The sequence below is a fragment of the Streptomyces sp. WAC 06738 genome (genome assembly GCF_003945505.1).
In the GTDB taxonomy this organism is placed as follows: Bacteria; Actinomycetota; Actinomycetes; order Streptomycetales; family Streptomycetaceae; genus Streptomyces.
Genome location: NZ_CP029618.1, coordinates 4,063,682 through 4,086,147, shown reverse-complemented (window position 1 = coordinate 4,086,147; position 22,466 = coordinate 4,063,682). Strand labels below are relative to the sequence as shown.

Genomic DNA, 22,466 nt, shown 5'->3' with positions numbered 1-22,466 from the left:
GCCCACCCGGCTCCGTACGCCCGCGCGCCCCGCCCGCGTCACGCCGGTGTCGTACGCGCCAGGTGCAGCAGGAACTCCGCGTTGCCTCCGCTCGCCTTCATCCGCTCCAGCAGCAGCTCCATGCTCTGCACGGCGTCGCGGTCGCCGAGCACCCGGCGGAGCCGGTGCAGCAGGGCGACCTCGCCGGGGGCGGCGAGGAGTTCCTCGCGCCGGGTGCCGGAGGCGTGGACGTCGACGGCGGGGAAGATGCGCCGCTCGGCGAGGGTGCGGCTGAGGCGCAGCTCCATGTTGCCGGTGCTCTTCAGCTCCTCGAAGTAGTAGTCGTCCCCGCGGGAGCCGGTCTCGACCAGCGCCGAGGCGAGGATCGTCAGGGAGCCGCCGTCCTCGATGTTGCGGGCGGCGCCGAAGAGCTTCTTGGGGATCAGCAGCGCGGAGGCGTCCACGCCGCCGGTGAGGGTGCGGCCGCCGGCGCCCGCGCTGTTGTTGGCGGCGCGGCAGAGCCGGGTGAGCGAGTCCAGCAGGATGACGACGTCCTGCCCGCCCTCGACCATCCGCTTGGCGCGCTCGATGGCCATCTCGGCGACGGCGACGTGCTCGCGGGCGGGGCGGTCGAACGTGGAGGAGATCACCTCGGCGCGTACGGAGCGCTGCATGTCGGTGACCTCCTCGGGGCGTTCGTCGAGGAGCACGACCATCAGGTGGCACTCGGGGTGGTTGACGGCGATAGCGTCGGCGAGGTGCTGGAGCAGGATCGTCTTGCCGGTCTTGGGCGGGGCGACGATCAGCCCGCGCTGGCCCTTGCCGACGGGGGCGAGGAGGTCGACGACGCGGTTGGTGAGCCGGCCCGCGGAAGTCTCCAGGCGAAGCCGCTCGGTGGGGTGGAGGGGGACGAGGTCGGCGAAGCGGGGGCGGCGGGCGGCGGCCTCGGGGTCGAGACCGGCGACGCGGTCGACGCGGGCGAGGGCGGGGACCTTCGCCCGCCGGTCGGCGGCGGCCCCGCGGTCGCGCTCGCGGCGCTTGCCGGACCCGGAGGCCGATCCCGGCCCCGGGCCCGAGCCGGACTTCGGTGCCTGGCCGCCGGCCGGCAGGACGCCGCCTTCCACGAGGTCGCCCTTGCGGAGGCCGAAGCGGCGGATGAGGTTCGCGGGCACCTGCACGTCGTCGTCGCCCGGCTGGAGGTTGCCGACGCGGAGGAAGCCGTGGTTGCCCACGGGCTCGAACACCCCGGCGACCGCGGCGAGTTCGGACGTGGCCCGGACGACGCCTGCCGCCTGGGTTTCTGCTGTGGTGGGTGTCGTAGTAGTCATGCACGGTCCTTTCGCGGACGGTGTCGCGGTTCCAAAGGGTGTGGGATGTGCGGCAGAGGCGCGGCTTGGGCACGCGCGGCCGCGTAGAGAGGTGAAACAACCTCGCTCGGCGTCAGTCAGCGACTCGACGGAGAACCGGAGCGCGGTGGTGAAGAAGCACGGGCGCCGACTGCGGGCGCGACTCAGTGCTGATGTCAGAGTAACATCCCCGGTCCCCCGGCCATTCCCTTTCGCCGCTACGGGCCCGCTGAACAGGGCTTTGGCACCGCATCCCGGCGCAAAGGGCTGCGCCGGTGTCAGAGGGGCATGTCACAGTGCTAGGGACATGACTGCTGCACTCATCGGACGAGACCACCCCGCGGGCGTGCTGCGCGCCGAGGCCGACCGGGCGGCGGACAGCCACGGGGGCCTCGTGCTGGTCACGGGCGAGCCGGGCATCGGCAAGACGTCGCTGGTCACCGCCGCGGTGGCGGAGGCGCGACGGCGGGGGACGCTGGTGCTCGGCGGCTCGTGCTGGGCCTCCGACAGCGCCCCGGGGTACTGGCCGTGGGTCCAGGTCGTGCGGGCGCTGCGGCGCGGTGTGCCGGCGGAGGAGTGGGCGGCGGCCCGCGAGGCGGCGGGCAGCGGGCTCGACGTGCTGCTCGGCGAGGAGCCGGCCACGGGCGGACGGCAGGAGCACGGGGCGCCGGCCGAGCGCGTACGGGACGGCCGCGGCCCGCACCACGAACACGACCGGGACCGGGACGGGGCGCACGACCGCTCCGGGGCGCACGACCACGACGTGGCGCACGACTGCTCCAGAGCACACGACCACGACGCGGCGCACGACCGCTCCAGAGCACACGACCACGACGCGGCGCACGACCGCTCCAGAGCACACGACCACGACGCGGCGCACGACCGCTCCGGGGCGCACCACCACGACGTGGCGCACGGCACCGACCCCGCCGTCGTCACCGGCCCCCCGGCAGGACCCGGCACCGACCCGGCCGCCGCCGGGACGTACGCCGACAGCTTCCACCTCGCCGACGCCGTGACCACCGCCCTGGTCGCCGTCTCGCACCACCGCCCCGTCATCGTCGTCCTCGACGACCTGCACTGGGCGGACCCCGCCTCCCTCCGCCTGCTGGAGTTCGCCGCGCAGCACACCTGGTTCGAGCGGCTGCTGCTCATCGGCACGTACCGGGACGCCGAGGTCGACACCCCCGGCCACCCGCTGCGCGAGCAGATCGCGCCGCTGGTCGCCAAGGCCACCACCCTCACGCTCACCGGCCTGGACCGCGCGGGTACGGCCCGGCTCATGGCCCGTACCGCAGGCCGGGATCCGGGCGAGGCGCTGGCCGCCGAAGTGCACCGGCGCACGGGCGGCAACCCCTTCTTCATCGAGCAGACCGCCCGCCTCTGGGCCGGCGGCGCCTCCGCGGAGGCCGTCGCGCCCGGGGTGCGGGACGCGCTCCAGCGCCGGCTGCACCTGCTGCCGGCGCCGGTCGCCGAGCTGCTGGTCGCCGCCGCGGTGCTCGGCCGCGAGTTCCACCGCCAGGTGCTGGCCGCGGCGGTCGGCAGGCCGCCCGGGTACGTCGACCGGCTGCTGGAGACCGCGGTCGCCGCCCGGCTCGTCGTGGGCCGGGGCGCGGGCCTCTTCGCCTTCGCGCACGACTTGGTGCGCGAGACGCTCTACGAGGACCTGGACCCCGCCGAGGCCCGTCGCCGGCACGCCGCGGTCGTACGCGCCCTTGACGCCTCGCCCGCGCTGAGCGAGAAGGTCTTCCCCGCCGACCGCGCCCGGCACGCCTGGGAGGCCGGCGACGAGCTGCCCGCCGAGCAGGCCGTGGGGCTCCTGCGGGACGCCGGACAGGACGCCGGCAGCCGGCTGGCGTTCGAGGAGGTCGTCGCGCACCTGCGGCGGGCGTACGAGCGCTCCGCCGCCGCGTCGCCGCGCTGCCGGGTGCTCACGGCCCTCGACCTGGGCGGCGCGCTGCTGCACGCGGGCAAGACGGCCGACGCCTGGCCGCTCTTCGAGGGCGCGGTGCGCACGGCGCGGGAGCAGGACGACCCCGAGATGCTGGCCCGGGTCGCCCTCGGTGTCTTCAGCGCCGAGGGCTACTGCGCGACGATCCCCCAGGACCAGGCCGAGGCCAACCGCCTGCTGCTGCGCGAGGCACACCGCGCGCTGGCCCGCAGCTCCCACCCGGCGTCCGCGGGGCCGGACGAGGACGAGCTGACGGCCGGCCAGATGGCCGCGGAGCTGAGCATCACCCTGTCGGTGAGCGCCCGCCGCGGCCAGGACGACGAGGAGCTGGGCTTCGGCCTGTGGACCAGGCACAACGCGATCTGGGGCCTGGGCACGGCCGCCGAGCGGGTGGCGCTGACGGAGGAGCTGATCACGCTCGCCGAGCGGGCGGGCAACTCCGCGGGGCGGCACATGGCCGTGGCGATGCGCTGGGTGGCGCTGCTGGAGCTGGGCGACCCGCGCTTCGCGCCCACGTACCGCGGCTACGTCGAGGCCGCCGAGCGCAGCGACGTGCCCAGCATCCGCCACACCGTGGTGATCGACCAGAGCCTGGTGGAGGCGCTGCGCGGCGACTTCGACGCCGCCGAGCGGCACATCGCGCAGGTCGTGGAGATGGGCCGGGACACGGAGCACGAGCACTGGATCGAGATGCTCGACCACCACTGGTGGGCGATCCGGATGCTCCAGGGCCGGTACGCGGAGGCGGCCGAGGCGGCGGGGAGACTCACCGTCGCCGGGCACGGCTTCCCCGCCGGGCTCCAGGCGCTGGCGGAGCTGCGCCGCGGCGATCCGGAGCCCGCGCTGCGGCTGGTCGCCGAGGGCCCGCCGACCGACGAGCAGCAGAACCGCGGCTTCTTCCCGCTGTGGCTGCGGCTCCAGGCGGAGACGGCGGCCGCGACCCGGGACCCGGAGCTGGCCGCGTCGGTGCGGGGCGCGCTGTCGCCGTACCGCGGGCAGTGGCTGGTGGCGGTCTACGGCTGGGACGTGAGCGGCCCCGTCGACTACTGGCTGGCGCTGGTCGACGCGGCGGAGGGCCGCTGGGCTCCGGCCGCGGCCGGCTTCCGCGCGGCCCGCCGCTCGGCGGACCTGATGCAGGCCCGCCCGTGGTCGGTGCTGGCCCGCCACGGCCTGGCGGGGGTGCTGCGGGAGCAGGGCGACCCGGCGGCGGAGCGACTGGCGCGGGAGACGGCGGCGGAAGCGGCCCGCCTCGGCATGCGGCTGGAGGCGGAACGGCCCAGGACCCCGCCCGCGGAACCGGCGGCTCCGCCGGCGGAGCCGGCCCCGCCGGCCGCGGAGTTCCGCTACGACGGCCGGGTGTGGACCCTGACGTACGCGGGCCGGACCGTACACCTCCCCGACGCCAAGGGCCTGCGCGACCTGCACACCCTCCTCTCCGCCCCCGGCACGGACCTCCCCGCCGTCCGCCTCCTCAACCCGGAGGGCGGCGAGGAACTGGCCGCCGCCCACCGCCTGGGCGGCGACCCGGTGCTCGACGCCGAAGCCAAGTCCCGCTACCGGCGCCGCCTGGAACTCCTCGACGAGGAGATCGACCAGGCCACCGCCACCGGCGACGACACCCGCGCCGCCGCGTACGACCGCGAACGCGCGGCCCTCCTCGACGAACTCCGCGCCGCGGCCGGCCTCGCCGGCCGCACCCGCCGCCTCGGCGACGAGGCGGAACGCGCCCGCAAGGCGGTGGGCGCCCGCATCCGCGACGCCCTCCGCAAGATCGCCAAGGACCACCCGCCCCTGGCCACCCACCTCAAACAGACAATCTCCACAGGCACCACCTGCACCTACCACCCCCAACCCCCCACACCCCCCTGGCGCCTCTGAAGCGGCGCCGGACCGGCGAGCCGGAAGAGTGTCGGGTGGTGGACAAGGCCCACGCACTGGTGCAGTTGTGGCACGAACTTGAGGTCCCAGAAGGTCTGCGGGTACCGGGCTCGGGCATGGCCGGAGCCCGGCACTCCATGTCCGGGTTGCGGTCCCACATGCCGTTGCCGCCCCGGTAGACGGGCAGCCCTGACGGGGCGGATATCCCAGCCCCGGTGAGGACGGCGAGCCGAGGTCTGCGGTCGGCCGACGCGATACAGTCATACGATCACTCTCGGCGCCGTCGCAGCCTCGTGGCACCGGGTTTTCTCCGGGGTCACCGCGAGCCCGCCGCCGACGATCTCCCAGGTGGAGGCCGCCAGGGGTGCTCCTGCGGCACGGGATGACGTCGGGCAGGTCGCTGAGGGAAGATGCACGCGTGCTTTCGGATCGCGGTGGGCGATATCTTCAATCTCTCCAACGTCAAGCCACGCACGCGCACAGCCATTGCCGGTTCCTGGCCGACCGGATGCGGCCGCTGGCCGGGTGGATCGGCGCCGGGGACACAGGGCTGCGGGAAAGAGCGCAGCGCCTTCAGCGCTTCTTCGAGGACGTAGAGGAGCACTACCAGCGGGTGGTGCAGGCGGCGGAGCAGCCGCCGCCGGACGACCGACGCGCCCGGCGAAGCCAACGGCGGGAGCTCCAGGCGACCGTGGGTGAAATGCGTCGCAAGGTAGATGAGTTGGACAGAATGGTCCTGGGACTGGAGGTCGAGCACGGCCTTCAAGCTCGCGCGAGCGGTCACCATCGGCCCGAGGCCGACGGCTGAGCGGATGCGGCGCGGCACGCGTCGTACGCAGCCCGCCGTGATCATCCGGGGTGAGGACCGCCCGGCGGACGAGGCAGCCTGGAGTTACCCGCCGAACACCGCCAGCCCGTCCCCCTGGCGGCCGTGATGCCGTGGACCTCGGGAACAGCGGCAGCGCGTTGCGCGGCGCATTACGCTGCAATACGCTTCTTGTCATGAAGACCATCACCCAGCGTGAGCTGGCGGCCCGCTCCAAGGCGGTGCTCGACGACGTCGAGGCGGGTGAGACGTACCACATCACCCGGAACGGCACCGAGATCGCCGAGGTTCGCCCCATAAGCCCCCGTCGACGGTTTGTCCCCGTCGAGGAACTCCAGCGGACATGGGAGCGCGCACCGCGGGTGGACCACCGGCAGATGCGCGCCGAGACCGACGAGTTCTACGGCGACGAAGACCGCGTCGACGAGGGCGCAGACGATCCGTGGCGATCGACGTGACCGGCCGTCGGCGCCCGCGAGGGCTCCTCGACACGTGTGTACTCATCGATCTCCCTGATATCGACGCCGAGAAGCTGCCCGTCGAAGCCGCCGTGCCGTCGGTCGTGCTCGCTGAACTCGCGCAAGGCGTGGCCATGACGCGGGACCCGGTGGCGATACTGGCCAGGTCGCAGCGGCTCGCCGATGCCGAATCCGTGTTCTCCTCGATTCCCTTCGACCGCGAAGCAGCTCGCCGGTTCGGCACGCTGGTTGCCTTGACGATCAAGGCGAACCGAAATCCCCGCCCGCGGCGCATGGACCTGATGATCGCCGCCACGGCCGCCGCGCACGGCCTCCCGCTCTACACCCGCAACGGAGACGACTTCCAGGGCCTGGAGGAGGCCGTGGACGTCATCGTCGTCTGAGCCGACGGCACTCGGGCTCCCTGGGGGCTGGAGGTCGCGCTCAGCGCAGGTCGAGCAGCATCACGTCGTGGAGATCAGCGTCGGCCCAGGTCCGCGCCTCACCGACCTTCCGGTACCCCACGCTCGGTACATGGCCGCTACCGCCTTGCTGTCCGGTGGACGTCGAGCAGGACGCGTTCGGTCCCGATGCCGTCGAGCAGTGTCTCGTGGAGGCGACGGGCAATGCCCTGTTCACGCCAGGGTGTGCGTAGGCGAGTTCCATGAGGCCGAACGTGCGGTGGCCGTCTTCGCGCCGCATGTCCTCGGCTACCGGTAACCGGCCGGCTCACCGTCCTCGGCACGGGCGAGCACGGCACGAAAGCGGGGCTTGTTCCCGGTCCCCCTGGCGCCTCTGACCGCGTACGTCCCTTCCGTCATGCCTTGACCGCCGGGGCGCGGAGCAGCGCGGCTATGAGGGCGGCGCCCAGCGTGAGGAGGGCGGCGGCCGTGGTGAGTGCGGTGGAGAAGCCCTCCGTTGCCGCGTGCAGGGGGGTGTGGTCCGGGGTCAGGTCGTCGCGGCGCCGGGTGGCCAGGCCGACGAAGACCGCCACCCCCACGGCGCCTCCGACCTGCTGGACCGAGGTCAGGACCGCCGAGCCGAGGCCGGCGTTCTCGCCGGTGGTGCCGGTGAGGGCCGCGACGGTGAGAGCGGGCAGGCTCAGGCCGCATCCGAGGCTCGTGACGAGCATGCCCGGCAGCACCCCGGAGGCGTAGCCGTCGCTCGGTGCCACGCCCGCAAGCAGCAGCAGCCCGGCCGCGGTGATCAGGAACGACAGCACGAGGGCCGGTCGTGTGCCGAGCCTCGTCACGGCTCGGGAGGAGAGCCACATGCCGATCAGGATGCCGCCGCCGTACGGCAGGTAGGCCAGGCCCGCCGTGAGCGGGCGGTAGCCCAGCACGGTCTGCAGGTGCACCATCAGCAGGAAGGCCATCGCGTACATGGCCGCGGAGAAGAGCAGGGTCGTCCCGTTGGCCACGGCGCGGAAGCGGAAGGCAAGGAACGACAGCGGCACCAGCGGCTCGGCGGTGCGTGCTTCGACCGCGAGGAAGGCGGCGGCCAGGAGGACGGCGAGGACCAGGGGCCCGGTGGTGCCCGGGTCGCCCCAGCCCGACTCGGCGGTCCGCAGCAGCCCGTAGACCAGGGACACGAGGGCGCCGGTGCCCAGGACCGCGCCGGGGACGTCGAGGCGTGCCGCGCGTGCGGCGCGGCTCTCGGGCACCAGGCGCGGGAGCAGCACGACGGCCGCCAGCGCCACCGGCAGGTTGACGAGGAAGATCCAGCGCCAGGACGCGAGGCCGGTCAGCGCTCCGGAGATCACCAGGCCCGCCGTGCCGCCCAGGCCCGCGATCCCGCCCCAGATGCCGAACGCCCGGGCGCGCTCCCTGGTCCCCGGGTACAGGAGCGCGATCAGCGCCAGCGCGGCGGGGCTGGCCATGGCCGCCCCCGCGCCCTGCGCGAACCGCCCGGCCACCAGTTGCCAGGGCTCCTGCGCGAGCCCGCAGAGCAGACTCGCCGCACCGAACACGCTCACGCCGGTGAGGAAGACGCGCCGGCGGCCCAGAAGGTCGGCCATGCGGCCGAAGAGCAGCAGCAGTCCGCCGAAGGCGAGGAAGTAGGCGTTGACGACCCAGGCCAGCCCCGGGGTGCTGAAGCCGAGGTCGTCGCGGAGGGTGGGGAGCGCGACGCTCACCACGTTGTCGTCCACGACGAGCATGAACTGCACGAAGCAGAGGACCACCAGGGCCGGCCCGCGCCGCCCGCCGGCCCCGGCCCCCTGCCCGGCCGCTGCCGACGCCGCCGTCATGGCGGGCGTCCCGTGCTGCGGGGCGGGGCCGGTCACGCTGCGGTCGCGCCCGGGGCGCGGAGGATCGGTCGGCATACGACGACGCTAGGCACGCGGCGCCCTGGCCGCGATCCGCTACCGGGCCACGTCGTGTCGCATTGGGGACATACGCTGGGAGGCATGACCGATGCCGTCTTCGGGGCCGTCCCGGCCGGGGTGGGCGCCATCGTCGTCGGGACCTTCCCGCTGGCGTCCGGGCAGTGGTTCGTCCCGCACAGCCACCCGCAGCACCAGTTGGCCTGGGCGCGGCGCGGTGTGCTCGGCGTCGCCGTCGGCGACTCGTACTGGGTCCTGCCGCGCAGCCGGGCGCTGTGGCTGCCCGCGGGGGTCGTCCACAGGACCGGGGCGACCCGCGACGCGGTGCTGTGCAGCCTCTACTTCGCACCGGACCGATGCGACCTGGACTGGGCCGAGCCCACGCCGGTCGGCGTCGACGGCCTGCTGGCCCACCTCTTCGTCCACCTGAGCGACGAGAGCCTGCCCGACGACGCGCGGCTACGGGCCGAGGCGGTCGTCCTGGGTCTCCTGCGCCCGCTGCCGGCCACCCCCATCGACGTACCGAGCCCCACTGACGACCGCGTGCGCGCGGTGGCCGACGCGCTGCTCGCCGACCCCGCGGACCCCCGGGGGCTGGAGGCTCACGCGCGGAGCGCCGGCGTGAGCCGCCGCACCCTGACCCGGTTGTTCGTCCACGACACCGGCATGACCTTCGACCGCTGGCGCACCCACCTGCGGATGCGCGCCGCCCTGCCCCTCCTCGCCGAGGGCCTGCCCGTCTCCCGGGTCGCGCACACCGTGGGGTACGCGACGGCGAGCGCGTTCCTCGCGGCGTTCCGGCGAACGGTCGGCACGTCCCCGGGCAGCTACCTCCACGGCGAGGCGCCGCCCGCCACCGGCGAGTGATCACGGCCGGGCCCGCCGCCCGGTGGGGCGGCGGGCCCGTACCGCTCAGGACTGCTTCGGCTCCTCCAGCCGCGGGAAGAGGATCGCGCCCTTCGTCACGCGGGCGCCCGCCGGGAGGCGGCCCCAGTCGGCGGCCTCGGCGAGGCGCTGGTCGGCCAGCGGGCCCAGGGCGGGTTCCGCGCCCAGGGAGGACCAGAGCTGCTGGGACGTGCGCGGCATCACCGGGTGGAGGAGGACCGCCACCGCGCGCAGGGCCTCCGCGGCGGTGTAGAGGATCGTCCCCAGGCGGGCCTTGGCCTCGTCCGAAGGGTCCTTCGCGACCTTCCAGGGCTCCTGCTCCGTCAGGTACAGGTTGACCTTCTTGATGAAGTCGAAGACCGCCGCGATGCCGCCCGCGAAGTCCAGCTCGTCGCCGATCCGCCGGTCCGCCTCCGCCACCGCGTGCGCCAGGCCGTCGACGATCACCTGCTCCGCGGGCCCGGCCGCGGTCGCCGCCGGGAGGTCGCCGTCGAAGTACTTGACGGTCATGGCGCCCACGCGCGAGGCCAGGTTGCCGTAGTCGTTGGCCAGTTCGCTGGTGTAGCGGTGGGTGAAGTCCTCCCAGGAGAACGAGCCGTCCTGGCCGTACTGGATGGCCCGCAGGAAGTACCAGCGGTACGCGTCGACGCCGAAGTGGTCCGTGAGGTCCTGCGGCTTGATGCCGGTCAGGTTGGACTTCGACATCTTCTCGCCGCCGACCATCAGCCAGCCGTTGGCGAAGACCTTGCCCGGCAGCGGCAGCCCGTTGGCCATGAGCATCGCCGGCCAGATCACCGCGTGGAAGCGGAGGATGTCCTTGCCGACGAGGTGGACGTCCGCCGGCCAGGTGCCCGCGAACTTCGCCTCGTCCGCGCCGTAGCCCACGGCGGTCGCGTAGTTGAGCAGGGCGTCGATCCACACGTAGATCACGTGCTTGTCGTCCCACGGGACCCGCACGCCCCAGTCGAAGGTGGACCGGGAGATCGACAGGTCGTTGAGGCCCTGCCGGACGAAGTTCACGACCTCGTTACGGGCCGACTCGGGCTGGACGAAGCCGGGGTTGGCCTCGTAGAACTCCAGCAGCTTCGGGCCGTACTCGGAGAGCTTGAAGAAGTAGTTCTCCTCCTTCAGCATCTCCACCGGCGTCTTGTGGATGGGGCAGAGCTTCAGGCCCGCGTACTCGCCCTCGCCGTCGAGGAGCTCGCCGGGGGTCTTGTACTCCTCGCAGCCGACGCAGTACGGGCCCTCGTAGCCGCCCTGGTAGATCTCGCCCTTGTCGTACAGGTCCTGGACGAACTCCTGCACCCGGTCCGTGTGCCGCTTCTCCGTGGTGCGGATGAAGTCGTCGTTCGCGATCTCCAGGTGCTCCCAGAGGGGCTTCCACGCCTCCTCCACGAGCTTGTCGCACCACTCCTGCGGGGTGACGCCGTGCGCCTCCGCGGTGCGCATGATCTTCTGACCGTGCTCGTCCGTGCCGGTGAGGTACCACACCTTCTCACCGCGCTGGCGGTGCCAGCGGGTGAGCACGTCGCCTGCGACGGTCGTATAGGCGTGGCCCAGGTGCGGAGCGTCGTTCACGTAGTAGATGGGCGTCGAGACGTAGAACGCCGGCTCACCCCCACCCTTGTGGGGAGTACGACGCTCCGCAGCGTCAAGCTTCTCAGATCCAGTGGCCGCCATACCCGAAATCCTAACGGCCGCGGACCGTCGCACTCATCCGATTACGTACGGTGACGAACCGTTCATCGTACGCCGCGCATGCGCCCACCGGCGCGGGTTCACCCGGAGTTCAGGTCCCCTTCGCTCCCCGGCGGGACTACGCGCCTAGCGTCCGGCGCGAACTCACAGAATCCGGAGGGGATCGTGCGCAGACTTCTGCCGCTCATCGGCTCGCCGCACCCGGGCGGGCGCTCGGCCATGACCTGTCGCTACCGCTGTGGCGACGCTTGCTTCCACGAGGTTCCGAACACCAGCGACAACGAGTACGCCGGCGACATCGTCGCCCGCGCCGTCTCCCGCCGCGGGGCGCTGCGTGCCGGTGCCGCGGTGACCGTGGTGGCGGCAGGAGCGGGGATCGCCGGGGCCGCCCCGGCGACGGCCGCGCCGGCCTCGCCGGCCGGCACCTTCGGCCGCGGTCCCGGCAGCGGCGGGGCCGGCGGCGACGCCGCCCGCGGCCTGCGCTTCGACGCGGTCGCGCCCAACACCGACGACGTCGTCACCGTCGCCGACGGCTACGAGCAGAACGTCGTCATCGCCTGGGGCGACCCCGTCCTGCGCGGCGCCCCCGCCTTCGACCCGGCCCGCCAGTCGGCCGCCGCCCAGGCCGGCCAGTTCGGCTACAACAACGACTTCCTCGCCCTGCTGCCGCTCACCGGCGAGCGCGACCGGCAACTGCTGGTGGCCAACCACGAGTACACCGACGAGCAGCTCATGTTCCCCGGGTACGACCCGGAGAACGTCACCCGCGAGCAGGCCGAGATCGGCTGGGCCGCGCACGGGATGTCCGTCGTGGCCGTCCAGGAGGACGGCGGCCGGGGCACGGGCGGCGGCACCCTCCGCGCCGTACCGCGGCACCCGCTGAACCGCCGGATCACCGCCACCACCGAGTTCGAGCTGCGCGGCCCGGCCGCCGGCAGCGACCTGCTCAAGACCTCGGCGGACGCGACCGGACGGCGTGTGCTCGGCACCCTCAACAACTGTGCGGGCGGCACCACGCCGTGGGGCACGGTGCTCTCCGGCGAGGAGAACTTCAACCAGTACTTCGCCAACGCCGGCTCCGTCACCGACCCGGTCGCCAAGCAGCGCCTCACTCGCTACGGGCTCTCCGGCGGCGCCTCGCAGCGCAGGTGGGAGCAGTTCGACGACCGCTTCGACGTCGTCAAGGAGCCGCAGGAGTCGCACCGCTTCGGCTGGGTCGTGGAGATCGACCCGTACGACCCGGACTCGACCCCCGTCAAGCACACCGCCCTCGGCCGCTTCAAGCACGAGGGCGCCAGCATCCGGCTGACGCGCGACGGCCGCGCGGTCGCGTACTCCGGTGACGACGAGCGCTTCGACTACCTCTACAAGTTCGTCTCCGACAAACGCATGGTGCGCGGCACCAGCCGCTGGGCGCGCGCCCACAACATGACGCTCCTCGACGAGGGCACGCTGTACGTCGCCAAGCTCACCGGCGACAGCCCGGCCGGCGAGATCGACGGCAGCGGCAAGCTGCCCGCGGACGGCGAGTTCGACGGCTCCGGCGAGTGGATCAAGCTGGCCAGCGGGAACCGCAGCTTCGTCCCCGGCATGACCGCCGAGGAGGTCTACGTCTTCACCCGCCTCGCCGCCGACAAGGCCGGCGCGACGAAGATGGACCGCCCGGAGGACGTGGAGCCGAGCCCGAACAGCGGGAAGGTGTACGTCGCGCTCACGAACAACACCAACCGCGGCACTGGCACCAATGCCAAGGCCGACGAGGCCAACCCGCGCAACGCCAACAAGCACGGGCACATCCTGGAGCTGACGGAGAAGCGCGACGACCCGGCGGCCACCGGCTTCGGCTGGCGGCTCTTCCTGGTCTGCGGCGACCCGGCGGACCCGTCGACGTACTTCGCGGGCTTCCCGAAGGACAAGGTCAGCCCGATCTCCTGCCCGGACAACGTGGCGTTCGACCCGTACGGCAACCTGTGGATCTCCACCGACGGCAACGCGCTCGGCAACCACGACGGGCTGTTCGGCGTGGCGACCACGGGCCGCTACGAGGGCCAGGTGAAGCAGTTCCTCAGCATGCCGACCGGCGCGGAGACCTGCGGTCCCGTGGTGCAGGAGGACCGCGTGCTCGTCGCGGTGCAGCACCCGGGCGAGGTCGACGGCGCGTCGTACGAGAACCCGGGCTCGGCGTGGCCCGACGGCCCCGGCAAGCCCAACCGCCCGGCGGTCGTCAACGTCTGGCGCACCGGGGGCGGGCGCATCGGGGCCTGACGCTTCTCCCGCAGCGACCCCGATACCCCCTCCGGTCCCGTGGCGGAACCTCCGGTTCGACGGGTCCGGCGGCCCCGCGCGCACGTGTCGGCGTGCCGCGGGGCCGTCGGCCCGGGTTCCCCGGTCGAGCATATTAGGTTAGCCTCACCTAAGTCGATCGCCCGAGGGGGAACCCAGCCTTGGCCACCACCGCACCGACCACCGCGCTCTCCCGCCGTACCCTGCTCACCTCAGCCGGCGCCCTCGGCCTCGGCGCCCTCCTCGCCGCCTGCGGCGGCGACACGGCGAGCGGCGGCTCCGGCGGCGGCTGGTCGTTCACCGACGATCGCGGCGAGAAGGCGAAGGCCGACCGCCGCCCGGAGACGATCGTCGCGTTCGTCAGCTCCGCCGCCGCGCTCCACGACTACGGCGTGACCTGCACCGCGATCTTCGGCCCCAGCGAGCCGATCGACGGCAGGCCCAACCCGCAGGCGGGCGACCTGGACCTGGCGGAGCTGGAGAGCCTCGGCGAGGCGTGGGGTGAGTTCAACGTCGAGAAGTACGCCTCGCTCGGCCCCGAGCTGCTGATCAGCAACATGTTCCCGCCGCCCGACCTGTGGTTCGTGCCCGAGGAGAGCCGGAAGAAGATCTTCGCGCTCGCCCCCGCGATCGGCATCAAGGGCGCGCACACGAGCCTGCTGGAGCCGCTGCGGCGGTACGAGGAACTCGCCGAGGCACTCGGTGGCGACACGACCGGCGCGCGGGCCGAGGCGGACAAGAAGCGCTTCAAGGACGCCGAGAAGCGGCTGCGTTCGGCCGCGGAGGCGAAGCGCGGCATCAAGGTGCTGGCGATGACCGGCGACCAGGACAACATGTACGTCGCCGTCCCCGGCTCGTACACCGACCTGCACTACTTCCGGGATCTCGGGGTGGACGTCGTGGAGGGGAAGAAGTCCGACGAGTTCGGCTTCTGGGAGTTCCTGAGCTGGGAGAACACCGACAAGTACCACGCCGACCTGATCATGGTCGACAACCGCGCCCAGGCCATGACCCCCGCGGCGCTCGCCGAGAAGCCCACCTGGAGCCGGCTCCCGGCCGTCGAGGCCGGGCAGACGACGCCCTGGTCGATGGAGGAGCGCTACAGCTACCGCGGGTTCGCGCCCGTGCTGGAGCGGCTGGCCGACGCCATCGAGAACGCCGGCAAGCTCGGCTGAGGGAGCGGGGCATGGCTTTCTTCGACGACGTACGCGCAGAGACAGGCAGCGGCACCGCCGCGCCGACGCCCGCGGAGCGGGTGCGCACGATCCTGGCGACCGCGGGCTCGCTGACGCTGGAGACCGACGGCTTCCGCTGCGACCTGGTGGGCCTGCACACGACGGCCCCGGGCCCCGGCGGCCGGCTGCTGCGGCTGCGCCCGCCGGCGGAGAGCGCGCTCGCGGCGCGGGTGCTCTGCGCCCCGGCGGGCGACCTGCCGGTGCGGCTGCATCTGACGGACATCGCGCCGGTGGGGGTACGGGACCGGGTACGGGCCCGCGTGACGCTGACCGGCTGGCTGGCGCCGGAGACCGGGCGGTCCGAGGGCGCACAGGCGGGGGGCGAACAGGCGGACGCGGACCGGCTCGTGCTGGGGTTCGACCCGGCGGAGGCGCTGGTGGCGGCGGGCGCGGGGGCGGGCGCCGGTGACGTGGCGGTCGTCGACCCGGAGGAGCTGACGGCGGCCGGCCCCGACCCGCTGGCGGTGCAGGAGCCGGCGATGCTGCTGCACTTGGCGGACTCCCACCGCGACGCGGTCGACGCCCTGACCCGGCTCCTCGACCCGGCGGTGCTCCACGGCGTGGTCCGCGTCCACCCGCTGGCGCTGGACCGGTACGGCCTGGTCCTCCGCCTCGAACACCCCCGCACCCACCGCGACGTCCGCCTGCCGTTCCCGAACCCTCTGACCGACCCGGCGGAAGCGGGCCCGGCCATCCAGACCCTCCTCTCCGCCGCCCACCACTGCCCCCGCCGCCGCCCGCACCGCGGCGGGTAGCGGCGGCCGTTCGCAGGGCCGGAGGCGGAGAACCGCGGCCTACAGAGAGCTGCGGTAGGTGAGGAGCCCTTCGACCCCGCGGAGGAACGTCTCGCCGACGGCTGCCGGATCGGCCAGGCAGCCGGCGGCCATGGCGCCGTCCCGCATCATGACGAAGTGCCGTCCCGCGGCTTCCGCGTCGGGCTTTCCGGTGGCGGTGAAGAGTTCGGTGACGGTCTCCAGGAACCACCGCCGGTGCCTGAGGACCGCCTGGTGGACCGGATGATCCGGATCGGGGTACTCGGCGGCGGCGTTGAGGAACGCGCAGCCCCGGAAGCCGTCCCGCCGGATGTCCTCGGCGATCCCCCGGCCGATGGTCCGGATGGCCTCGTCGGGCGAGGCGCCCTGGTCGCGTGCGGCATCCACGCGCGCCCGGATCGCCTCGTCCACCCGCGTCAGGTAGGCGACGAGGAGATCGTCCTTGCTCCGGAAGTGCCGGTAGAGCGTGGCGCGGGTGACCTGGGCCTCCGCGATGACGCGGTCGACCCCGACGGCGTGCAGACCCTCGGCGTAGAAGAGCCCGCTGGCCGCGTCGAGCAGCCGGGTCCGTGCTTCCGACATCCGCTTCCCTCCCGAGGCCCGCGGGTTCCGCCTCCTGAGGCGCTCCTTCGAGGCTAGCAGATAGAACGGTCGGTCTTGACACGCGGGCGGCGGGTACTTCACTCTCTGGTGTACCGACCGTTCTATCTCCCACGCTCGGTCGGGATCGGTCACCGCTTCACACCCTCAGGAGAGATCAGATGTCGAGCTTCACCGAGACCGGCCGCCGCACCGGCAGCACGGCGGACGCCGCCTCCGCGGCCGTCCGGCTGCGGAACCTGTACTACGTCCGCTTCGGGTTCGCCGTGGTCTGGGCGGCCCTGGTGGCCCTCAGCGCTTCGGACCTCAACCCGGCGAGCGTCGCCCTGCTGGTGCTCTATCCGGTCTTCGACGCCGCGGCTGCCGTGATCGACCTCCGCACCCCGGGTGCCGCACGACCGCGAGCGCTGCTCCGCGGCAACGCGGCGCTCAGTCTGCTCACCGCCGCCGGACTGGCGGTCGCCGTCGCCTCGGACATCCCGGACGTCCTGCGGGTGTGGGGCGCCTGGGCGATCACCGCGGGCGTCGTCCAACTGGCCGTCGCGATCTCGCGCTACCGCCTCGGTGCCCAGTGGGCGATGATCCTCAGCGGCGGTATCTCCGCCCTCGCGGGTTCCCGGTTCCTCCTCACGGCCGACGGGGCGGACTCCCTCACTTCCCTCGCCGGCTACGCGACGCTGGGCGGCGTCTTCTTCCTCATCTCGGCGGCGCGCCTCCACCGCCGTGCAACTCCGGCGACGTGACATGACGGACACGGGCCGGGGAGCGGGCGCCGGCGAGCACGACGGTGCCGGCGGCGAGGACGGCCGGGAGCCCGGCCAGGGCGAAGCAGAGGGGGAGGGGGGCGTTGTCGATCAGCAGGCCGGTGGCGGCGGTGGCCGTGGAGGAGCCGGCGTTGAGCGCGGTGTTCACCCACGCGCCCGCCTTCGTACGGGACCCGGGGCCGGCCGACTCCTCCGCGATCAGGTACGCCGTCGTGATGCCGGGCGCCACGAAGACCCCGGCCAGCGCGGCGCAGCCGAGGAGCACGTACGGGTGCGGCGCCAGGCCGGTCGCGGCGAGCAGCAGGCCCAGCGCGGCGGCCGGCACCGGCAGCCGCCGCGTGCCGGGTGCGCGCCAGGCGACGGCCCCGTAGACGAGCCCGCCGACCGCGCTGCCCGCGGACATCGCGGCGAGGATCCACGGCACCAGGCCCGCGGCGTCGTGCTCGTCGGCGAAGGCGACGACGAGGAGTTGCAGGGCACCCAGGCACACCCCCACCCCGGCCACCCCGATGACCGCCTGCTTCATCGGCAGGTTCCCGCGCAGGACTCCCGGGGCGCGGCCGGGTGTCCTGCGCGCCGTCGCCCGGGATCCCTTCCTCGCCCCCGCCACCGGTGAGGCGACCAGCGCCAGCGTGCCGCAGAGGATGAGGGCCGCGCTCGCCGCCAGGCCCACCGGCGCCGGCGCCGCGGTCACGATCGCGCCGACCAGCAACGGTCCCGTGACGAGCAGCAGTTCCTCGGCGACCGAGTCCAGGCTGTACGCGCGCGGGAGCAGCCCCGGCGGCACCATGTCGCTCCACAGCACCCGCATCACGGGACCCAGCGGCGGCGTCAGCGCCCCGGCCACCGCCGCCAGCGCGGTCAGCCCCGCGGCGCCCGTGCCGCCGTCCGCGGTGACGACGGCCAGCGCCGCCAGCAGCAGCGCGTACGCGGCGGCCATCGGCGGCAGGGCCCGCCGCGGGCCGTGCCGGTCGATCACGCCGGCGCGTACCGGCGACAGGGTCACGCTGGTCGCCCCGAAGCACGCCAGGGCGGCCCCGGCCGCGGTGTACGACCCGGTGGCGGCTTTGACGGAGAGCAGCAGCGACAGCGAGACCATCCCGTACGACAGCCGCCCCAGCAGGGCGGCGCCGAAGGTGCGGGAGGCATGGGGGATGCGCAGCAGAGCCGCGTAGGACGGCGCGGACATGGTGAGGTTCCTCGGTGAAGGGAGCGCGGAACCACAGCGCTCGAAGGCGTGCATGGGCGGCATACGGCCACGCCGGACGGGCGCGGCGGCGCCGGCTCCTATGCACGGGGGAGGAACATGCGGCCGAACTTAGCAGAGGGGAAGGCGGACATGACCGGGGCCCGCCCCTTTCCAGTCGGAAGGGGACGGGCCCGGTCGCGCGGCGTCGCGCTACTTCCTGGCGTAGAGGCGCATCGTGATCGGGCCGAAGATCGCCACGATCGCGCCCGCCCAGCCGAGCGTCCACGCGATGTCCGCGCCCGGCCAGTCGCCGTGCATCAGGTCGCGGACCGCGGCGGCGAGGTGCGTCACCGGGTTGTTGTTGACGAACGCCTGGAGCCAGCCCGGCATCGTCTCCGGCTCGACGAAGATGTCGCTGAGGAAGGTCGTCGGGAAGAGGACCATCATGCTGACGCCCATGACCGACTTCTCGGTACGGAGCAGCAGACCGAACATCGTCCAGATCCACGAGAACGCGAACGAGAAGACGATCAGCAGCGCCACCCCCGCGAGCACGCCGACCACGCCGCCGTCCGGGCGGAAGCCCATGATGAGGCCGACACCGACCATCACCACCGACGCTATGAGGTAGCGCAGCATGTCGCCCAGCAGGTAGCCGACCATCACCGCGGGGCGCCAGATCGGCAGCGAGCGGAAGCGGTCGAAGACGCCCTTCTCGATGTCGGTGTTGACGGAGACGCCGGTGTACATCGTGATCATGACGATGCTCATCACCAGGATGCCCGGCAGCAGGTACTGCAGGTAGTCCGAGGTGGAGCCGGCCAGCGCACCTCCGAAGAGGTACGTGTACATCAGCACCATCATGATCGGGAAGGCGGTGACGTCGAAGAGCTGCTCCGGCACGTGCTTGATCTTCAGCACGGCGCGCCAGCCGAACGTCACGGAGGCGGACCACGCACTGGGCTGCGGTGGCCGCTCCTTGGAGACCAGCAGCTCCGCCAGGCTCTCGGTGGTGACCGGCGCCAGGTCCTCCGTACGGCCCTGGGTCTGGGTCTCGGTCGCGGTGCTCATGCTGCTGCCTCCTGGGTCTCGGCACCGGCCGGGCGGTCGGTGAGGGCGAGGAAGACCTCGTCCAGGCTGGGCTGGCCCAGCGAGAAGTTGTCGACGGTGATGTCCGCGCGGGCGAGCTCCGCCAGCGCGGCGGCGGCCTGGGCGGCGGCCGCGTGCCCTCCCCCATAGCCTTCGGCATGGGCGGTACCCCCATCGCCGTTGCCGACGCGGGCGGTGAGCGCGACCGGGTCGGCTTCGAGCTGGACCTGCGCGCCGGAGAGCGCCGTCTCCAGCAGGGCGACCGCCTCCGCGCGCTGCGCGGCGTCGCGCAGCCGGAGGTGGACCGAGCCGGCGCCGACGGACGCCTTCAGCTCGCCCTTGGTGCCCTCGGCGATGACCTTGCCGTGGTCGATGACGGCGATCCGGGAGGCGAGCTGGTCCGCCTCGTCCAGGTACTGGGTGGTGAGCAGGACGGTGGTGCCCTGGGCGACGACCGCGCGGACGATGTCCCAGACCTGGTTGCGGCTGCGCGGGTCGAGGCCGGTGGTCGGCTCGTCGAGGAAGAGCAGGTCGGGGGTGTTGAGGATGGACGCGGCGATGTCGATGCGCCGCCGCATGCCGCCCGAGTAGTTCTTCACCTGCTTGGCCGCGGCCTCGCTGAGGCCGAACGCCTCCAGCAACTGCGCGGCGCGCACGCGCGCGGCCGCGGGCCTGTGCCCGAGGAGGCGGCCGAGCAGCACCAGGTTCTCGGTGCCGGTCAGGTCCTCGTCCACGGAGGCGTACTGGCCGGTGAGGCTCACCCGGGAGCGTACGGCGTTCGCGTCGCGGACGACGTCCTTGCCGAAGATCCGGGCCTCGCCGCCGTCGGGGCGCAGCAGGGTGGCGAGCATCTTCACGGTGGTGGTCTTCCCGGCGCCGTTGGGGCCGAGGACGCCGTAAACGGTGCCGCGGGGGACGGCGAGGTCGACGCCGTCCACCGCGCGGGTCTCGCCGAACACCTTCACCAGCCCCGACGTCTCGATCGCCAGGCCGGACGGGTCGTTAGTCATGTGCTTCTTCTCCAGATTCTCCAACATCAGGTATGTGTGCGGCTTGTGCTACGCCACGTACGGCCGCGTCGCGCGGGCCTCTCTCAGCGCGAGACCCCACCAGGTGAGCTGGTCCAGCAGGGCGCCCGCGGCGCGTACCAGCCCGTCCGAGTAGAGGGACCCCCCGGCCGGGAATTTCTCATCGGTGAAGCGCAGGTCGATTCCGACCGAGTCCCGCACCGTGACCGTGTGCAGCTCGGTGAAGACCGACCTCAGGTGCTCCACCGCGCGCACGCCGTCGCAGCCGAAGCCGTACGAGACGAAGCCGACGGGCTTCGCGTGCCACTCGTCGTAGCCGGTGTCGATGGCGTGCTTGAGCTGCGCGGGGAAGCTGCGGTTGCACTCGGGGGTGACCACGACGAAGCCCTCGGCCGACGCCAGCTCCGCGGTGAACGAGGCCATCTGCTCAGTCGGGTGCGCGGGGTAGCGCAGCGGGAGGTCGTAGTCGGCGAGGTCCAGCACGCGCAGGGTCATGTCGCCGCGGGCGCCTGCCAGCTCGTCGAGCCAGTGGGCGACGGCGGGCGGGCGGCAGTCGGGCTCCTCCTGGCCGCCGAGTATGCACGCGATCCGCAGCAGGTCGCCCGTGCCGGCCGCGCCCGGGGGGCCGGACGCCGCCGCGGCGCCGGGCGTCTCGCGTACGCCGGACTCGCCGTTCCGCATCGGGCACCTCCCGGTCTCGGCCGCCCCGGGCGGTGCGCCCGGGCCTTCACCCTTCAGGCGCCAGAAACCGGCAGGCGCCCGCTAGATCCGATCTAGCGGGCCTCGCGCACCCCCGCGCGCCGGGCCGGTGCGGGCCGCGTACACCCCTCCCGCCTGCGCGTTCGCCTTGTGGTCCGCGCTTTCCTCACGGCCGCATAACGGCATCATGTCTGGTCGTCCACTGTTCACCCCTTGCTCACCGAAGCCGCCCCGCATGGCCGACTGCCGCCACTTCGATACAGGACCCGAGGTATGTCCGAATCGATCAGCGGAGAGCAGTGAAGGCCCGTGAGCCCGATAAAGACGAAGCGCACCGCCGCCCGCCTGGGCGCCCTCCTCCTCGCCCCGGCCGCCGTCGCCTCCCTCGTGTCCTGCGGCGCCGAGAGCGAGGCCGGCCCGGCCGAGGACGAGACGGCGCGGCCGGCCGGGACGGTCACGATCGACGGCTCCAGCACGGTGGAGCCGCTGACGAAGCTCGCGGGCGAGCGCTTCGGCGGGCAGGAGCCGGGGGTACGGGTCGAGGTCGGGGCGTCCGGCACCGGCGGCGGCTTCGACAAGTTCTGCGCGGGCGAAACGGATATATCCGACGCATCCCGGCCGATCAACGACTTCGAGAAGGAGACCTGCGCCAACTGGGACGTGCCGTACCGCGAGCTGACGATCGCCAACGACGCGCTCACCGTCGTCGTCCCGCGCGCCAACGACTGGATCGACTGCATCACCACCGACCAGCTCAAGCGCATCTGGGAGCCCGGCTCCGCGCTGGCGAGCTGGCAGGAGGTCGACCCCGCGTTCCCGGACGAGCCGCTGCAGCTCTACGGGCCCGACACCGACTCGGGCACGTTCGACTACTTCACCGAGGCCATCAACGGGGAGGAGAAGGCGTCCCGCGCCGACTTCACCCCGAGCAGCGACGACAACACGCTCGTCAAGGGCGTCGCGGAGCACTCCGGCGGGCTCGGTTACTTCGGCTTCACCTACTTCGACGAGAACCGCGACAAGCTGCGCGCCCTGGAGATCGACGCCGGTGACGGCTGCGTGGCGCCCAGCACGGCGTCGGTCCAGGACGGCTCGTACAAGCCGCTGGCCCGGCCGCTGTTCCTCTACCCCTCGGCGAAGGCGCTGGAGCGCCCCGAGGTGGAGGCGTTCGTCGAGTTCTACGTGGACAGCCACACGGACTTCGCCTCGGAGGCCGGCTACATCCCGCTCAGCGAAGTGCAGGAGAAGGAGCTGGAGCGCGATCTGGCGCGGCTGAAGGAGCACAGCGACCGGCCCGGCGGCGCGGGCGACACCGGCGGGGACTCGGGCGGCTCGGGCGGACTGTGAGGTGCCCCGGCCACGTGCCCGTACGGCAGTCCGGCGGGCGGTCCGGCAGGCGGTCCTGCGGGCGGCCGGAAAGGTGAGCCGCGACACGTGCGGTGGGGCTCAGGGTGCCGTGGAT

18 protein-coding genes are annotated in these 22,466 nt (G+C 73.1%); 10 read left to right on the top strand and 8 right to left on the bottom strand.

Features of this window, described 5'->3' with window-relative positions:
• Window positions 1-38 precede the first annotated feature (38 nt).
• Window positions 39-1,223, bottom strand: a complete 1,185-nt coding sequence (gene rho, locus DMB38_RS17645) for a transcription termination factor Rho (protein WP_125939104.1) — start codon at window positions 1,221-1,223, stop codon at window positions 39-41.
• Between the two features lie 409 nt (window positions 1,224-1,632).
• On the opposite strand from rho, the gene DMB38_RS17640 reads away from it, so the two are divergent.
• The 4 genes from DMB38_RS17640 to DMB38_RS17625 all read left to right on the top strand — a co-directional run bounded on the left by DMB38_RS17640 (window position 1,633) and on the right by DMB38_RS17625 (window position 6,842).
• The gene (locus DMB38_RS17640) at window positions 1,633-5,154 is read left to right on the top strand and encodes an AAA family ATPase (RefSeq protein WP_125935992.1); all 3,522 of its coding nucleotides are present in this window, start codon (window positions 1,633-1,635) and stop codon (window positions 5,152-5,154) included.
• A gap of 418 nt (window positions 5,155-5,572) precedes the next feature.
• Window positions 5,573-5,962 carry a hypothetical protein gene (locus DMB38_RS17635; RefSeq protein ID WP_125935991.1) on the top strand — a complete coding sequence of 130 codons (390 nt, stop codon included), beginning with the start codon at window positions 5,573-5,575 and terminating at the stop codon, window positions 5,960-5,962.
• A 194-nt stretch (window positions 5,963-6,156) separates the two neighbouring features.
• Window positions 6,157-6,438 carry a type II toxin-antitoxin system prevent-host-death family antitoxin gene (locus tag DMB38_RS17630; RefSeq protein ID WP_125935990.1) on the top strand — a complete coding sequence of 94 codons (282 nt, stop codon included), beginning with the start codon at window positions 6,157-6,159 and terminating at the stop codon, window positions 6,436-6,438.
• Window positions 6,423-6,842, top strand: coding sequence for a type II toxin-antitoxin system VapC family toxin (locus DMB38_RS17625; protein WP_125935989.1), 420 nt, complete (start codon window positions 6,423-6,425; stop codon window positions 6,840-6,842). The genes DMB38_RS17630 and DMB38_RS17625 overlap by 16 nt, the downstream gene beginning before the upstream one ends.
• Before the next feature lie 413 nt (window positions 6,843-7,255).
• Here the strand turns inward: DMB38_RS17625 and DMB38_RS17615 are convergent, their stop codons facing one another.
• Window positions 7,256-8,686, bottom strand: coding sequence for an MFS transporter (locus DMB38_RS17615; RefSeq protein WP_125939103.1), 1,431 nt, complete (start codon window positions 8,684-8,686; stop codon window positions 7,256-7,258).
• Window positions 8,687-8,845: 159 nt separating this feature from the next.
• On the opposite strand from DMB38_RS17615, the gene DMB38_RS17610 reads away from it, so the two are divergent.
• The gene (locus DMB38_RS17610; RefSeq protein ID WP_125935988.1) at window positions 8,846-9,628 is read left to right on the top strand and encodes a helix-turn-helix transcriptional regulator; all 783 of its coding nucleotides are present in this window, start codon (window positions 8,846-8,848) and stop codon (window positions 9,626-9,628) included.
• A gap of 45 nt (window positions 9,629-9,673) precedes the next feature.
• Here DMB38_RS17610 and metG read toward each other — a convergent pair whose 3' ends face one another.
• Window positions 9,674-11,326, bottom strand: a complete 1,653-nt coding sequence (metG, locus tag DMB38_RS17605) for a methionine--tRNA ligase (RefSeq protein ID WP_125935987.1) — start codon at window positions 11,324-11,326, stop codon at window positions 9,674-9,676.
• A 183-nt stretch (window positions 11,327-11,509) separates the two neighbouring features.
• Between metG and DMB38_RS17600 the strand changes: the two genes are divergently transcribed.
• The 3 genes from DMB38_RS17600 to DMB38_RS17590 all read left to right on the top strand — a co-directional run bounded on the left by DMB38_RS17600 (window position 11,510) and on the right by DMB38_RS17590 (window position 15,617).
• Window positions 11,510-13,609 (top strand): PhoX family phosphatase, encoded by a 2,100-nt coding sequence (locus DMB38_RS17600; protein WP_125935986.1) that lies wholly within the window; start codon window positions 11,510-11,512, stop codon window positions 13,607-13,609.
• A 179-nt stretch (window positions 13,610-13,788) separates the two neighbouring features.
• On the top strand, window positions 13,789-14,802 hold the full coding sequence (locus DMB38_RS17595) for an ABC transporter substrate-binding protein (protein WP_125935985.1): 1,014 nt from the start codon (window positions 13,789-13,791) through the stop codon (window positions 14,800-14,802).
• 11 nt (window positions 14,803-14,813) lie between these two features.
• Window positions 14,814-15,617 (top strand): DUF2470 domain-containing protein, encoded by an 804-nt coding sequence (locus tag DMB38_RS17590; RefSeq protein ID WP_125935984.1) that lies wholly within the window; start codon window positions 14,814-14,816, stop codon window positions 15,615-15,617.
• Window positions 15,618-15,656: 39 nt separating this feature from the next.
• On the opposite strand, the gene DMB38_RS17585 is transcribed toward DMB38_RS17590, so the two are convergent.
• A complete protein-coding gene (locus tag DMB38_RS17585) occupies window positions 15,657-16,217 on the bottom strand; it encodes a TetR/AcrR family transcriptional regulator (RefSeq protein WP_125935983.1) in 561 nt (186 codons plus the stop codon).
• Window positions 16,218-16,396: 179 nt separating this feature from the next.
• Between DMB38_RS17585 and DMB38_RS17580 the strand changes: the two genes are divergently transcribed.
• Window positions 16,397-16,978: a hypothetical protein gene (locus DMB38_RS17580; protein WP_125935982.1), complete on the top strand. Its 582-nt coding sequence runs from the start codon at window positions 16,397-16,399 to the stop codon at window positions 16,976-16,978.
• On the opposite strand, the gene DMB38_RS17575 is transcribed toward DMB38_RS17580, so the two are convergent.
• The 4 genes from DMB38_RS17575 to DMB38_RS17560 form a co-directional block, all read right to left on the bottom strand.
• Entirely contained in the window at window positions 16,932-18,188 is a 1,257-nt protein-coding gene (locus tag DMB38_RS17575; protein WP_125935981.1) for an MFS transporter, read from the bottom strand. The two genes, DMB38_RS17580 and DMB38_RS17575, sit on opposite strands and share 47 nt — an antisense overlap.
• A 210-nt stretch (window positions 18,189-18,398) precedes the next feature.
• A complete protein-coding gene (locus DMB38_RS17570) occupies window positions 18,399-19,259 on the bottom strand; it encodes an ABC transporter permease (protein WP_125935980.1) in 861 nt (286 codons plus the stop codon).
• Window positions 19,256-20,287 carry an ATP-binding cassette domain-containing protein gene (locus tag DMB38_RS17565; protein WP_125939102.1) on the bottom strand — a complete coding sequence of 344 codons (1,032 nt, stop codon included), beginning with the start codon at window positions 20,285-20,287 and terminating at the stop codon, window positions 19,256-19,258. The genes DMB38_RS17570 and DMB38_RS17565 overlap by 4 nt, the downstream gene beginning before the upstream one ends.
• A gap of 48 nt (window positions 20,288-20,335) precedes the next feature.
• Complete coding sequence (locus DMB38_RS17560; RefSeq protein ID WP_125935979.1) at window positions 20,336-20,986, bottom strand: NAD(P)H-dependent oxidoreductase; 651 nt, start codon at window positions 20,984-20,986, stop codon at window positions 20,336-20,338.
• Between the two features lie 327 nt (window positions 20,987-21,313).
• Between DMB38_RS17560 and DMB38_RS17555 the strand changes: the two genes are divergently transcribed.
• The gene (locus DMB38_RS17555; protein WP_240662331.1) at window positions 21,314-22,351 is read left to right on the top strand and encodes a PstS family phosphate ABC transporter substrate-binding protein; all 1,038 of its coding nucleotides are present in this window, start codon (window positions 21,314-21,316) and stop codon (window positions 22,349-22,351) included.
• Window positions 22,352-22,466 lie beyond the last annotated feature (115 nt).